Source organism: Maridesulfovibrio spiralis (SeqCode), assembly GCF_048571135.1.
GTDB classification, from domain to species: Bacteria; Desulfobacterota; Desulfovibrionia; order Desulfovibrionales; family Desulfovibrionaceae; genus Maridesulfovibrio; species Maridesulfovibrio spiralis.
The window spans coordinates 4,302,198-4,316,874 of record NZ_CP182344.1; the positions used below are offsets into that span (position 1 = coordinate 4,302,198).

Here is a 14,677-nt window from a genome sequence, read left to right on the forward strand (position 1 = left end):
GCATCACCCGTCCGCCTGAATTATGACCGGTTCCCCGGCCTTGGGCATCCAGACCTCATCCAGATCAGGACAGACCATCCTGATGGCACTTTCCTCGCTGGACATAAAAACCCGGTCTCCCTTGCTTGCTACAACAAGGGGCCGCAGCTTTATGCGGTCATTAAGCCCCCACAGGCTGTCGGAATCCGCCACCAAAATAGCGAACGGACCATTCAACATCGCACTTGCGTATGTGGTTCTAAGTGCGCTGTAAAGCTTTTTTTCCCGCTCTTCCATTTTTTCAATCTCCTCCCAGAAAGGTGGAGCAAATACAGAAGAAGCAAGTTTTCGGCTCAAACCGTGCTTACGTACCAGCAAATCAATTAAATATGCAACAACTTCCGTATCGGTATTCATGGTACATTCATACCCGTGGGTGCAAAGGTATCGCCTGTTGATACCATATGACGAGATTTCCCCGTTATGCACAATTGACCAATCCAGAATGGTAAACGGATGCGCCCCGCCCCACCAGCCCGGTGTATTGGTCGGGAAGCGGTTATGTCCGGTCCAGAGATAAGCCGAGTACTCATCAAGCCTGTAAAATTCCGCGATATCTTCAGGATAGCCAACACCTTTGAAAGCACCCATATTTTTACCGCTGGAAAGGACAAATGCGCCGGGAACTTCCTTATTGATCTTCATGACCACACCGACAATGTAGTCCGCCTCATCCCCACCACTGAACGGAGATTGGGGCCGCAGCTCTTTAGGATAAACAAAGAAACGCCAGACCACAGGCGGGTTCGGTATGCTCAAAACCTTACGGGTTCTGATCGGTTCGGACTCATTCACATCAAAAAATATCTTAATGATCGCTTCGGCCTTATCAAGGGCATGCTGATCATCGCAAAGCAGTTGCAAACAATATTTGTCAGCAAGATCAGGATAAACACCGTAGGCAGCAAATCCGCCCCCGAGACCATTGCCGCGATCATGCATACAGGCCATGGCCCGGATGGGAATATCGCCGGGAATGCATTCGCGACTTTTGCTGATTACACCGAACACACCGCAACCGGATATGTCCTTCTCAAAATCATGATAATTGTCTGGTGCTTTCATGGTGGTGCCTCCGGCGGTATCCTAACCTTCTGGATTCCATGCCTTGTTAAAAAAATCGTCCGGCCACATGAGTACATCGGGTTCGCCTTCGCTTAGCCGTTTTCTCGTTTGGGCGTCCACTTTGAATTTAAATTTAATAAATGAAGTGTACATACCTGCGAAATCAATATCACCAACCAGCACGTAGCCGACAAGCCGGTCTTTTTTGAATACAAGCTTGCGGTAACTCTGCTTTATTTCATCAAAAAAGGTGTAGATTTCATAATCAGAATTTTCGGGATCGGGATTAACCTCGCCCACTGAAATGGTCGGCAGGCCGAAGAAGCTGATCGAACTCATGGACATGGTTCCGGGGTACGGAGATTTGTTCCCGGCCATGTTGCGCCCGGCGTAGTAACCCTGTGTATACGCATTGGACCAGACCGGGACGACCTTATCCTTATCAAACACGACATCACGCGCCTGTGCCACATCTCCGGCTGCGTAAACGTCCTCTGTTCCGGTGAACATGTTGTCATCCACAACAATGCCCTTATCCACGGCAATACCGGCCTGCTCTGCAAGCCTTGTTTTGGAAACGACACCTATGGCGATCACAATGGCATCAGCTTCAAGAAATTTTTTGTCATCAAGCAGGATTCCGCGTAACTTCCCTGACTTATCGCGAACAATCTGCTGCCCGTTCACACCGCAACGAACCAGCATTCCGGCATCATCCACCCGTTTAGCGATAAGCCCAGCGGCATCAGCATCATAAGCCAGAGGCAGTATTCGCGTTTCACGCTCGATAACAGCCACCTCCACTCCCCGGTTGTACAGCGACTCAGCAGCCTTCAACCCGATCAATCCACCGCCGACAACAACGGCACGCTTCAAATCCTTAACCGACTCAATCAAACGGTAAGCATCTTTCGCATCAGTAAAATTATAGACACCATCCCCTTCTACACCATTAATCTCCGGCACATAAGGCTTACCACCGGTTGCAATGAGCAATTTATTGAACGGAATCCTGTCGCCCTCTGAAGTCAACAATTGCTGAGTTTCAAGATCAATTTGTTCAATGTATGTCGCCAGCTTAAGACTAACGTCCTTGCTCTTGTAATAATCGTCAGTCCTCATGGAAAGTCTTCCGGGATTTATACGCCCGGCCAGCAGATAGGAAGTCAGCGGTTTTCCATAGGCCGCTGTGTTTTCTGCCCCGATCACCGTAATCGGGGTTTTGCGGTCATATTTCCTGATACCGTCAATAGCTCCCAGCGAAGCAATTCCGTTTCCGATAATCACGTATGTCATTGCTTACCTCTCCTCGTACTTCAAAGCACGGTTGGGACAAGCTTCAACACAGGCCGGGCCGTTTTCCCTTCCTGCGCAAAGGTCGCATTTGATGATTTTGCTGTTATACTTATCTCGCTGGATGGCTCCGTAGGGACAGGCCATGATACAGGTCCAGCAGCCCACGCATTTATCAGCGTCATAGACCGTAATTCCGGTCTCTTCATCTTTGGTCAAGGCCCCGGAAATACAGACCGGCACACATTCCGGTTCTTCACAATGCCTGCAACTGATGGCGACACAGACATCACAATTTTCAATAACCCGCTTACGTGAGAGCAGCCCTTCGGCCCGTTCTTCATTATACGCAAGGATAAGATCATTCCCTTTGGAATGAGCTGCAAGGCAGGCCATCTCACAAAGACAGCAACCCATGCAAAAGTCCTTGTCAGGATAAATACGTTTCATGTTCTTACCTGCCAGCGTGCTTGACGCCTAAAATATTCATCTCGGTTTCGGTCAGCCCTACGGCCCGCAACTTGTCCCTGTTTCCACGAAGGCTTTCAATAGAATTCAATCCCATACCGCCGAGCATCTCTTCAATCTCATGGGACCAGCCGCGTACTAGATTGACCAGCCGTTCCGCAGCAACTTCAGGATTCTGACGTTTGGCCAGTTTCTTATCATTCGTCGTTATACCCCAAGGACACTTCCCGGTATAACACCGTCCGCACAGGGTGCACCCTACCGCAACCAAAGCCGCAGTCCCGATGTTGACCGCATCCGCCCCCAGCGCAATGGCTTTGATCACATCGCCGCTGCAGCGGAATCCGCCCCCGGCAATAATCGAAGCCTGAGAACGTATACCTTCATCGCGCAACCGCTGATCCACGCTGGCGAGCGCCAGTTCAATGGGGATACCGACGTTATCACGGGTCATGGCCGGAGCAGCCCCGGTTCCGCCCTTCATGCCGTCTAGAGTTAATATATCAGCCCCAGCGCGAACCACGCCGGAAGCGATAGCCGCGACATTATGGACCGCAGCAATCTTTACCGCCACAGGAACCCGGTATTCGGTGGCTTCCTTGAGCGCAAAGATCAGCTGCAACAAATCTTCAATGGAATAAATATCATGATGCGGTGCAGGTGAAATCGCGTCCGACCCCGGAGGGATCATGCGCGTTTCAGAAATCTTGGCGTTAATCTTCTCGCCCGGCAGGTGTCCGCCGATGCCCGGCTTCGCCCCCTGCCCGACCTTGATTTCAATACCAACCCCGGCGTTCAGGTAGTCACTATGCACCCCGAAACGCCCGGAAGCCACCTGCACGATGGTCCATTGCCCGTATTCATAAAGCGACTTGTGCAGTCCGCCTTCCCCGGTGTTGTAGACCGTTTTCAGCTCCTTGGCAGCCATGGCCATGGCCACATGCAGATTGTAATTGATCGCCCCGAAAGACATGCCGGCAAAGGTTATCGGGGTTGCCAGCTCAATCTGCGGAGTCTGCTCATTTTTGAGCTTGGGATTACCGTCCGCATCCAATGCAACCTCTACACGGTCCGGCTTGGTACCGAGAAAGGTCTTAAGTTCCATAGGCTCACGCAGTGGGTCTATGGAAGGGTTGGTGACCTGGCTGGCGTCCAGCAGCAATCTGTCCCAGTAAACAGGAATATCCACGGGACTGCCCATTCCGGCCAGCAGCACACCGCCGCTTTCAGCCTGATTATATATGTTGCGGGCAAACTCAGGCCGCCATGTAGCATTGGGCCGGAAATCGGCTTCATTTAACTTAATTGTAAGTGCCGCAGTGGGACACATGGCTGCGCAGCGGTGACAGCCGATACATTTGCGGTTGTCATGGGCAACTTTCTCACGGGCAGTGTCCCAGAAATGGGCTTCGTAGGAACATTGCTTGATGCACAGTTTACAGTCGATGCACAGGTCCGGGTCGCGCACTATGCGGAATTCATGGAATGTGCTGGCAAATTTTCTAAATAGCACTGTTGCCTCCGGCGGCTGGGGAAGGGGAACTTTTGGAAAAAGTTCCCCTTCCCCAGCCCCCATCCCCTCAAAACTTTTTAATATGCTTTGCTCTGGGACTTCTAAATTTATACTTTAACCACAAAGACTGCGCATCTACGCAATGTCTACTTTGACAAAGGCCAAAAATTTAAATGTCTTGCGGGAGAATAACCGTCGTAAAAGGCATCACCGAGGCTGGAAAAACTTACTTTATTTCTCCAGCTGATTCGTTTGGCAAACTTATCATTCGGCAGAAAACAACGCTTACTGTTTCTATTGCCTACCCAAGGTTTATTAAATTTCTTTACTTTGCTGATTGCAGGCCAGAACCCTTTCTTTTCAGTATAGGCTTTTCTCTGAGCTTGGAGAAGTAATTTTTGTTTACCCCTTTCATTTCCTTTATGAAAATAGAAAAATGCCGCTCCCTTGCGGATCATATACTTATTCACAAAAAGCTCATCGATATAAACCCACCCGACAATGCGCTTGTAACGGTCCTTGCCTTTTCCGGCAGGTTCAATACGCACCCTTTTGCCAAGAATCAACTTGTTGAGCATGGCCTTGGCCTGCCGGGCGTAATACTGGTCCGGCTTGCCGTCCCGCCCGATTTCGGGGGTATCTATCCCGGCGATACGCACCCGCTGGTCATTTTCAAGTATAAAAGTGTCACCATCGATTACATAGCGAACATTGGCCTCAAAAGCAGAGGCAGTAGCTGCACCCAAAAACAGGCAGCAAAGCACAAAAAACAAAACGGGGCCCTTAAGGACCCCGCTTCGTGACTTGATTATTTTAATTATTCTTTCAGACATCCAATTACTTTTACTGCGCCCAGTGAATCAGGCCCAGAGAATGGGGATCAAGCAGCAGCTCATGTCTGGGCAGGATACGCACAGTGTAGCCGAATCTTCCGGCCTCATGCGGCATCACCTCACCCTGATAAACATGCCAGCCACTGCCCAGATCTTCTTCCTGCGCCATGACAACAGTATTACGGCGGGCGAACTTACCGTCCTGGCCAACTGGTCCGGCGTAGATTTCAACCTGCACATTCTCCGGTGTCAGGCCGTTGAGAAAGACCTCGGCAGTAATGATGATCGGCTCCTCAACATAGACGTCGGTATGGGTTTCCGAAGCAATGTTGCGGACTTTCAGGCTTGACCACTTGGTCATCACTTCCATTCTCCAGGCAGCCAGGTCCTTGGCTCCCTTGAAGTCGTCCTTATGCATTGTGGCGTAATTCCTGAACGCGGGCTGGTAAGCCTTTTCAGTATAATCTTCCACCATGCGGTTGGCGTTGAATTCCGGTCCCAGAATTCCCAATGCCTTTTTGACCTTGACAATCCAGCTGCGGGGCAGGCTGCCGTGACCACGGTCATAGAACTCGGGGATTATGTCATTTTCCAGCACTTTGTAAAGAGTCTGGCTTTCCACAAAATCCTGATATTCATGATCGTTGTAATCTTCACCACGACCGATCGCCCAGCCGAGGCTGTTGTCCGGCAGATACGCTTCATCCCACCAGCCGTCCGGGGTACTGAACTGAAGCACACCGTTTGCCATGGCTTTCATGCCGCTGGTTCCGCAAGCCTCCAAAGGACGCCTTGGAGTGTTCAGCCAGACATCACAACCCTGAACCATATAGTTGGCAATCTTCATATCGTAATCTTCAAGGAAGACAAGGCTCATGCGGCATTCTTCGCGACGGCAGAACTGGATAAGATCCTGAATAAGTTTCTTTCCTTCATTGTCCTGCGGGTGAGCCTTACCGGCAAAGATAAACTGCACCGGCTGCTTGGAATCGGAAATAATCTTGAGCAGACGCTCCTTATCCTTAAAGAGAAGTCCTGCGCGTTTGTAAGTCGCGAACCTGCGCGCAAAACCGATGGTCAAAGCACGGGGATCGAGCACTTCATCCGCAAGCTCAATTTCCTTACGGCGGGCGCCGATATTCATCAGCTGACGGCGCAGACGTTTACGCACGAAATCGACAAGCCTTTCGCGGAGCCGCTCATGGGTACGCCAGAGTTCAGCATCGGGAATGTTGTCGGTCTGCTTCCAGACACGGGAACAATCCGGGTCTTCACGCCAGTTGGGGCCGAGGTAACGGTCAAAAAGTAATGAAAAATCAGTAGCCACCCATGTCGGCATATGCACACCGTTTGTGATAGCCCCGATGGGAACATCTTCCACCGGATACTGCTGCCAGACTTTCTTCCACATATTACGGGAAACGTGTCCATGCAGTTTGGAAACACCGTTATTGAAACGGGAAAGCTTCAATGCCAGCACAGTCATGCAGAACTGCTCTGCGTCATCACGCGGATCTTCCCTGCCCAGAGAAAGGAAAACCTTATAAGCAAGGCCCATAGTCTGGGCATAGGGTTCAAAATAGGGACGCATCAGGTCTGCGGGGAAACGGTCATTACCCGCCGGAACCGGAGTATGGGTGGTGAAAATGCTGGACGAAGCGACCATTTCCATTGCCGCCTCAAACGAAAGACCGTGTTCGGTCATAAAAATACGGATACGCTCCAGACCTGCGAAAGCAGAATGCCCTTCATTCATATGGATAACGCTCGGTTCCAGACCGAGAGCGGCAAGAGCTTTTACCCCGCCGATTCCAAGCAGGATTTCCTGCCAGAGACGCATTTCAAGATCACCGCCGTAGAGGCGCGCGGTGATGTTGCGGAAATATGTCGGGTTCTCAGGAATGTTGGTATCAAGGAGATAGAGAGTCACACGCCCCACCTCAACATACCATACTTTGACAGTAAGAGACTCGCCCTTCATGTCGATGGAAAATTTAACATCCTTGCCTTTTTTATCCTTAGCGGCCTTGATGGACATTTCCTCAAAATCGTGACTCGGATAACGCTCCTGCTGCCAGCCGTCCTGAGTCATATACTGACGGAAATAACCATGCTGATAGCACAGCCCGATACCGATCAACGGAATATTCAGGTCACTTGCAGATTTCAGATGGTCCCCGGCAAGAATTCCGAGACCGCCGGAATAAATAGGCAGACTCAAGCCGATGCCGTATTCAAAACTGAAATACGCAACAACAGGCTCGCCTTTTTTAGCACCTTCAAACTTGTAAGAGCAGCCTTCGCGGGCAAGATAATTGCGCTGCACCCGTGAAGCTTCTTTTAATCGTTGTATAAAAAAATCATCATTGGCGAGTTCTTCCAGCTGCTGCTGCGGCAGGCTGTTCAAGAACTTGACCGGATTCTGCTGGCAATCCCGCCAGAGAGTCTGATCAATGGAAGAAAAGATACTGGCAATATCGCTGTTCCAGACAAAAAGAAAGTTATATGCCAAGTCCCAAAGCTCTTTCAACTGACTGGGCAGACGCGGAACGACGCTGTAAACGCGAAGCGGTTGCATAGTTATCTCCTTAAATATTGATTCTTAACGGGATGATTTGACGAATATATCAGAAACCCCGAACCTTTCACACTTCTTTTTATTATTTGCCTTATTCAGGTTAACATTTCAAGACGGTTTGGCAATATTATAGATAGAAAGTTGACACTTCCGGCAGACAAGAGCATTCTGCCCCTTCCAAATATCACTTGTTCCCAGACTACTGATAAAGCACCATCTGCGGAGTTGCTGCGAAAAAAGCTGAAACTCACGTATGTCTATCTACGCGTCGTTCCAGTCTTTTTCTTGCGTCTTGCATCTGGCACTTTCTTAGTAGTCTGCTCATTATGAGTTTGTCACCAAACTTGTTCTAAGGATAAAAAAATGAATCCTACCCAATCCAATCCAGTTGAAGTAAAAGTAAAATTCCTCAGTGACACCGCGAAAGACGGCGGTCTGGACTATGCTACCCCCAACTCCGCCGGAGTTGACCTGCGGGCCTGCATTGAAGAAGATTTCGTGGAAATCGAGGCTGGTGGAAGATATGCATTCCCCGCCGGAATCGCCATTGAGATCACCTCTCCGGGCATCGCCGGATTTATTTATTCCCGCAGCGGACTGGGAACCAAGGACGGGCTTACTGTCAGTCAGGGAGTCGGCGTAATCGATCCCGACTACCGTGGAGAGATAAAAGTTTCCCTGCTCAACACATCAGGCGAGAAACGACGAATCGAGCGTGGACAGCGCATTGCACAGCTTGTTTTCATGCCCTACTGCCATGCCCGGCTGACTCCCAGCGAAGAACTCTCCGACACAACCAGAGGTGCGGGGGGATTCGGGCACACCGGTAAAAAATAATCTCCACTGAAAATAGAAACTTATCATGACCAAACACGATACACTTGTCACTGCTGAACAGAAATCCATCTGCAACACCTACGGCAGATATCCCGTAAACGTAAGTAAAGCAAAAGGTTCCAGACTTTGGGATCTTGACGGTAAAGAATACATCGACCTGCTCTCCGGTATCTCCGTGGTCAATATAGGCCACTGCCGCGACGACCTCGCAGACGTCATGGCCGAACAGGCCCGGAAACTTGTTCAGGTCAGTAACCTTTTTTATCAGGAAGAACAGGTCGAACTGGCTGAAAAGCTGCTCGCCACCTGCGATGCCGGCAAAGTCTTTTTCGCCAACTCCGGCGCGGAAGCCAACGAAGCCGCCATCAAGCTGGCCAGAAGATACATGCGCACCGTAAAGGAAAGGGACGCATACGAGATTATCACTCTCGACGGTTCATTCCACGGAAGAACCCTTGCCACCCTGACCGCCACCGGACAAACCGGACCGATCAAAGACGGCTTTGCTCCCCTGCCCGAAGGTTTCAAATACGTTCCCGCCGGGGATGTTGAGGCTCTCGAATCCGCCATCAGCGAAAAGACCGCTGCTGTTATGATCGAGATGGTTCAGGGAGAAGGCGGAATCAAGCCGTTGCCCGAAGAGTACGTCAAAGCCGTGACCGAGCTGGTCGCTGAAAACGACATCCTGCTCATCGTGGATGAGGTCCAGTCCGGCCTTTGCAGAACAGGTAAATGGTGGGCGCACCAGCATTACGGAGTTACCCCGCACATTTTCACTTCCGCCAAGGCCCTTGCCAACGGACTGCCCATGGGTGCGATGCTGGCAACCGAAGAAGTAGCCAAAGGATTCACCCCCGGCAGCCACGCAACCACCTTCGGCGGCGGTGCACTGGTTTCAAAAGTAGCATCCAAGGTCATCGACATTATGACCGAAGATAAACTTGACGAACGCGCAGCAGAGCTTGGTGATTTCTTCAAGGCCGAAGCAGGCAAACTGCAGGAAAAATTCCCCGGTAAAATCAAATCCGTGCGCGGACTCGGCCTGATGCTCGGCGTTGAGCTTGATTTTGACGGCAGCGAAATCTTTGCAGCTCTGCGTGAGCAGGGTTTCATCCTCAACCTGACCAAAGGAACCATCTTGAGACTACTCCCGGCACTGACCATAGACCGGGAAGACCTTGTTGCATTCCTGAAGGCTCTGGAAGAGCTGCTGGAAAAGCAGGCATAACTTGACCGCAAGGCAAAGCAGGATTATCTTCATAATATAGCAAGAGTCTAAATAGAACTCGCCTCAACAACTATTAAAAGTTTTTGGGATTCTTGCATTAGCTCTTAGGCGAGCTGTTTCCGCGAGTCTTAGAGATAACGACTGTGGAACAAACCCTTTTTTCAAAAAGGTTTTAAGCCGCCGGAGGCGAAATAAAATTAACAAAAGCGCCTAACGCAACAGTACTAAATATTATGGAAAGCACATCATTTGCCACGCCTATAGAAGGCGGTGTTCAGGACACCAGCATTGAGCCTTGGCTGCCGACCGAAAGGCCGGACGCAGTCCCGGACGGTATTGACGTGCCCACGCTGCACCAGCATGATGCGGAACAGCAGCAGGTAGTTGATCACGCCATCCACAGCCTGACCGGACGCGGCAACCTGATTGACCGGATTGTCTAACCGTTCGGCAGGGATTAAATAAATAAACATGAAAGCCCAAATACTAACTTTAGTACTTGGGCTTTTTCATGTACTGCTATTTCGAAAACAGCAAACATTCAAATCAACAACCTGATTTTAATATAAGGAAAACCAAATGCCCAAACTGCTCAGAATCCAGTTTACCCTTTCCGAACTTGAAAGCGACGAATGTCAGGTCTATCTCGGCGCAAAGGTTGCCCACGGCTGGGAAGAAAAACCGCTTGATGACGACTCAATTTTCTACACCATCCATCTGGAAGACCATCCTCTGGGCATGGAAATCGTAGAAGAAATCAAAACCCGCTGGCCTCATGCAGGATGTGTGGGTGAAGAAATCGAAGATGAAAACTGGGGACTTGCATGGAAAGACTACTTTGAACCGGTAACCTGCGGTCAGTTCGAAATCCTGCCGCCTTGGCTGCTGGAAAAGAAAACCGAAGGCAAAAACCACATCATTATCGAACCGAAAATGGCTTTCGGAACAGGCAGCCACCCCACGACCGCGCTCTGCCTTGAACTGATCAGCAAACTTGCGGAAGAAGGCAAGTTGAAAGCTGACATGGAATTTTTCGATCTCGGAACCGGTTCCGCAATCCTCGCCATTGCCCTTGCCAAACTCGGGCTAAAAGGTGTGGGTGTGGATATCGATCCGCAATCCATCGTCTGCGCACAGGAAAATATTGATAACAACGATGTTAACGGAATTATCCTTTCCGTCGGCAGTGCGGATTCCATCGACCCTACTCTGAAATACGAACTCGTTGTCGCAAATATACTTTCCGGTCCGCTCATCGAACTCTGCCCGGATGTGACTGCAAGGCTGAAGGAAAATTCAATCCTGATTCTTTCCGGTATCCTCGTGGAACAGGCCGAAAAAGTTGCCGCGGAATACATCAGGGCCGGACTGCCCGCACCGGAAATATTCACCATGGGTGAATGGGCCGGACTGCTCTGGCGCGATGTTAGTGCAGATTAATTTTATGCCTCCGGCGGCTGGGGAAGGGGAACTTTTGGAAAAAGTTCCCCTTCCCCAGACCCCATCCCTTCAAAACTTTTTGATCGGGCTTCGCCGCTGGAGACACGAATTTAGTAGTTATCGAAAAGTAATTATCCCTACGCCAATTTGTATGAACATGGACGCGAAGCATACTAAAAGGTTTTGGGATTCTTAAACCCTTTTGCAAAAGGGTTTAAGCCCCCGGAGGGACCGCCGGTAGACTCGCCGAAGGCATCTTATGAATAGAGAAAGAATCCTGCTTGATTATTACGAAGCCCTGTCTAAAAGGCTTGGCCCCTGCCACTGGTGGCCGGGCGAAAGTCCTTTTGAGATTGCGGTGGGCGCGATTCTGGTTCAGAACACGAACTGGGTGAATGTTGAAAAAGCCATCAACAATCTCAGGGATAATGACGGGCTTACTCCGCAGGGCTTGCGTAAATTCTCTATTGAAGAGTTGCAGGAGTTAATCAGGCCTTCCGGTTTTTTCAGGATGAAGGCGGTCAGAATCAATAATTTCCTTGATTTCCTTGACGCCAATTCTGCAAAGTGTATCACGGACCTGAAAGAGATGGAGACCTTCGAACTGCGCGAAAAACTGTTGGCAGTCAACGGAATCGGTCCGGAAACAGCGGATTCGATCATGCTGTATGCGCTGAACAAGCCTGTATTCGTTGTTGATGCTTATACGCGCAGAATCTTTAACCGCCACATGCTGGTACATGAAGATATCGATTACCATGAATTACAGGAATATTTCATGGATGTACTTGATCATGACGTCAAAATGTACAATGAATACCACGCCTTGATTGTGCGAGCAGCCAAGGAATGGTGTAAAAAATCTAAGCCGGACTGCGATAATTGTCCGCTGGGTAAATTTCTGGAAAACTGACTTCTGCTTATGTCCCGATTTCATTGTAAAACACACCTGATTATCGCTGTATTTACGTTGCTCGTAATGGGCTGCGCAAATTCAGTTTTTGCTGATTCCACTGTGGAAAGGCTGAAAGATGAGATCAAAGACACCAGACAGACCGTTAAAGCACAGAAACAGGAGCTGCTCAAACTTACCCGCGAAGAACGCAGTATGTTCGGTGAACTGGCCGCCATCGAAGACCGTATCCTTAATGTGGAGCGAGAACTTTTCCGACAGGAAGATGACCTTGCCGGGATCATAGAAGACGAACAGGCAGCAAAGACAGACCAGCGTGTTCTGGAAGGCGAACTGGATGAAATAGTCGATAAACTGAGATCCATGCTGACCAAGATCTGGCCTATCCATTCCCGCAAACTGGAAAACAAATTCGGTTCGCTTGAAGACTGGGAAGAGGCTGATCGTAAATTCGTCTGGCTGGCTTCTTTATATAATGACACCAAAGTCGAGCTGGACAAAGCCCGCGAAAAGGCTGGCCAGATCACTGCGAATCTGGAAGTCCAGAAAGATTTACGTTCAAAAGCTGAATCCAAACTGTCCGAAATCAACGTGACAAAAGACAACCTTTTGAACGACAAATTAAGCCTGCTGTCCGGGATTAAAGGAATCCGCGCCCTTAAGATCAGCCGGGAACAGGAACTGAAAGGTCTTCTTGAAACAATCAACAAACTGAATTACAGACTTAAGAGCCTGACCAGTAAAAAAATTGCTAATTTTAAAGGGTCCTTACCACGCCCCTGCGTGGGGGATATCAAATTCCGGTTCAAACCTTCCGCAAAACCGCCTGTACGCGGTATCGGAATCAAAACAGCCGGGAATATTGATGTAAAATCAATCTTCTGGGGCAAGGTCGTTCACAATGACACCCTCAGGGGATTCGGACGGGTTGTGATCATCTATCACGGCTATAACTACTACTCCCTTTACGCCTATCTGGCCGAAAGTTTCGTAAAAACCGGTCAAGAAGTCGAAAAGGATGAAATTATCGGAAAAACAGGGTATTACCCTAACTTGAAAGAAACGGGCCTCTACTTTGAATTACGCTTTCATCAGAAACCCGTTGATCCGCAAAAATGGCTTGCCCGAAATTAATGCATAATAAATTGGACAAGATACAGCACCCACCATGTTGGAGGAACACATGAGAAAAACTTTGTGGATGATAGCAATCATCTCTCTTTTTGTAATCTCCGTAGCACCGGAACCCACACAAGCCGTTAATGACAACCGTTTTGAACCCCTGCGCAGATTCTCGCAGGTGCTTGATCTGGTGGAGCACAATTACGTTAACGACATTTCACGCAAGGAACTTGTTGATGATGCTGTTAAGGGCATGCTGGAACAGCTTGATCCTCACTCCACTTTTCTTTCCAATGATGATTTTAAAGAAATGCAGGAATCCACCAGCGGTGAATTCAGCGGTATCGGCATTGAAATCAGCATGGAGAAAGGCCGCCTGACCGTTATCTCCCCCATTGAAGATACCCCGGCATACAAAGCCGGACTCAAGGCCGGAGACCTCATCCTCGAAATCAACGGCGAATCAACCCAGTCTATTTCTCTGATGGAAGCTGTAGGTAAAATCAGAGGTAAACGCGGCACTGACGTTATCCTGACCATTCTGCACAAGGACGCAAATAAGCCGGATAAAGTTACCATTACCCGCGACACCATTCCAATCATAAGTGCCAAAAGTCAGGAACTGGAAGACGGCATACTCTACCTGCGCTTGACCAGATTTAATGAAAACACCACCCGTGAAATGCACAAAGCACTTCGCGATTACAAAAAAAGCCACACTCTCAAAGGCGTTGTACTTGACCTGCGCAACAACCCCGGCGGTCTGCTCACACAGGCAGTCTCTGTTGCAGACACTTTCATCAATGAAGGTCTGATCGTCTACATCGAAGGCCGCAACAAAGCCAGCCGCAAGGATTTCATGGCCGAAGGGCAGGCAACAGATGTACACGTTCCTATCGTAACCCTGATCAACGCAGGTTCCGCTTCCGCATCTGAAATTGTAGCCGGTGCACTGAAGGACCATGACCGTGCCCTGCTGCTCGGTGAAAGGACCTTCGGTAAAGGCTCTGTGCAGACCATCATCCCCATGGCTGACGGTTCCGGCATCAAGCTGACCACCGCCCTTTACTACACCCCCAGCGGCCGATCCATTCAGGCCGAAGGTATTGATCCTGACATCGTCTATCCTTTCGTTCCCCCGGCAGTAGACAAAGACAAGGATGACCGCTTCATCCTGCGCGAAAAAGACCTCAGCCGTCACCTGGAGAATAACGGTAAAGATAAAAAGAACGATAAGATTAGAGACGACAAGGCCAAAAGAATGCTTGATAGAGACAACCAGCTCAGGCTGGCTCTGCAGATGGTCAAGCAACTCCCCCGCCTTAAAGAAATCAAGTAACATTAAGGG

General features: G+C 49.6%; 13 protein-coding genes. 7 read left to right on the top strand and 6 right to left on the bottom strand.

Features of this window, described 5'->3' with window-relative positions; all coding sequences use genetic code 11:
* Positions 1–3: 3 nt before the first annotated feature.
* The 6 genes from ACNI29_RS19310 to glgP form a co-directional block, all read right to left on the bottom strand.
* The gene (locus tag ACNI29_RS19310) at positions 4–1,104 is read right to left on the bottom strand and encodes a class II glutamine amidotransferase (protein WP_419779998.1); all 1,101 of its coding nucleotides are present in this window, start codon (positions 1,102–1,104) and stop codon (positions 4–6) included.
* 21 nt (positions 1,105–1,125) lie between these two features.
* Positions 1,126–2,400 (bottom strand): NAD(P)/FAD-dependent oxidoreductase, encoded by a 1,275-nt coding sequence (locus ACNI29_RS19315; RefSeq protein WP_419779999.1) that lies wholly within the window; start codon positions 2,398–2,400, stop codon positions 1,126–1,128.
* 3 nt (positions 2,401–2,403) lie between these two features.
* Positions 2,404–2,847: a 4Fe-4S dicluster domain-containing protein gene (locus ACNI29_RS19320; protein WP_419780000.1), complete on the bottom strand. Its 444-nt coding sequence runs from the start codon at positions 2,845–2,847 to the stop codon at positions 2,404–2,406.
* A 4-nt stretch (positions 2,848–2,851) separates the two neighbouring features.
* Complete coding sequence (locus ACNI29_RS19325) at positions 2,852–4,378, bottom strand: glutamate synthase-related protein (protein ID WP_419780001.1); 1,527 nt, start codon at positions 4,376–4,378, stop codon at positions 2,852–2,854.
* A gap of 146 nt (positions 4,379–4,524) precedes the next feature.
* Positions 4,525–5,211, bottom strand: coding sequence for a thermonuclease family protein (locus ACNI29_RS19330; RefSeq protein WP_419780002.1), 687 nt, complete (start codon positions 5,209–5,211; stop codon positions 4,525–4,527).
* Between the two features lie 10 nt (positions 5,212–5,221).
* Positions 5,222–7,789 (bottom strand): alpha-glucan family phosphorylase, encoded by a 2,568-nt coding sequence (gene glgP / locus ACNI29_RS19335; protein WP_419780003.1) that lies wholly within the window; start codon positions 7,787–7,789, stop codon positions 5,222–5,224.
* Positions 7,790–8,152: 363 nt separating this feature from the next.
* Between glgP and dut the strand changes: the two genes are divergently transcribed.
* The 7 genes from dut (at position 8,153) to ACNI29_RS19370 (ending at position 14,668) form a co-directional block, all read left to right on the top strand.
* Positions 8,153–8,626 (top strand): dUTP diphosphatase, encoded by a 474-nt coding sequence (gene dut / locus ACNI29_RS19340; RefSeq protein ID WP_419780004.1) that lies wholly within the window; start codon positions 8,153–8,155, stop codon positions 8,624–8,626.
* Positions 8,627–8,651: 25 nt separating this feature from the next.
* A complete protein-coding gene (locus tag ACNI29_RS19345) occupies positions 8,652–9,854 on the top strand; it encodes an aspartate aminotransferase family protein (protein ID WP_419780005.1) in 1,203 nt (400 codons plus the stop codon).
* Positions 9,855–10,087: 233 nt separating this feature from the next.
* On the top strand, positions 10,088–10,297 hold the full coding sequence (locus ACNI29_RS19350) for a hypothetical protein (RefSeq protein WP_419780006.1): 210 nt from the start codon (positions 10,088–10,090) through the stop codon (positions 10,295–10,297).
* Between the two features lie 136 nt (positions 10,298–10,433).
* Positions 10,434–11,294 (top strand): 50S ribosomal protein L11 methyltransferase, encoded by an 861-nt coding sequence (locus tag ACNI29_RS19355; RefSeq protein WP_419780007.1) that lies wholly within the window; start codon positions 10,434–10,436, stop codon positions 11,292–11,294.
* A 259-nt stretch (positions 11,295–11,553) separates the two neighbouring features.
* Complete coding sequence (locus tag ACNI29_RS19360) at positions 11,554–12,207, top strand: endonuclease III domain-containing protein (protein ID WP_419780008.1); 654 nt, start codon at positions 11,554–11,556, stop codon at positions 12,205–12,207.
* 66 nt (positions 12,208–12,273) lie between these two features.
* A complete protein-coding gene (locus ACNI29_RS19365; RefSeq protein WP_419780009.1) occupies positions 12,274–13,341 on the top strand; it encodes a murein hydrolase activator EnvC family protein in 1,068 nt (355 codons plus the stop codon).
* 49 nt (positions 13,342–13,390) lie between these two features.
* Positions 13,391–14,668, top strand: coding sequence for a S41 family peptidase (locus ACNI29_RS19370; RefSeq protein WP_419780010.1), 1,278 nt, complete (start codon positions 13,391–13,393; stop codon positions 14,666–14,668).
* Positions 14,669–14,677 lie beyond the last annotated feature (9 nt).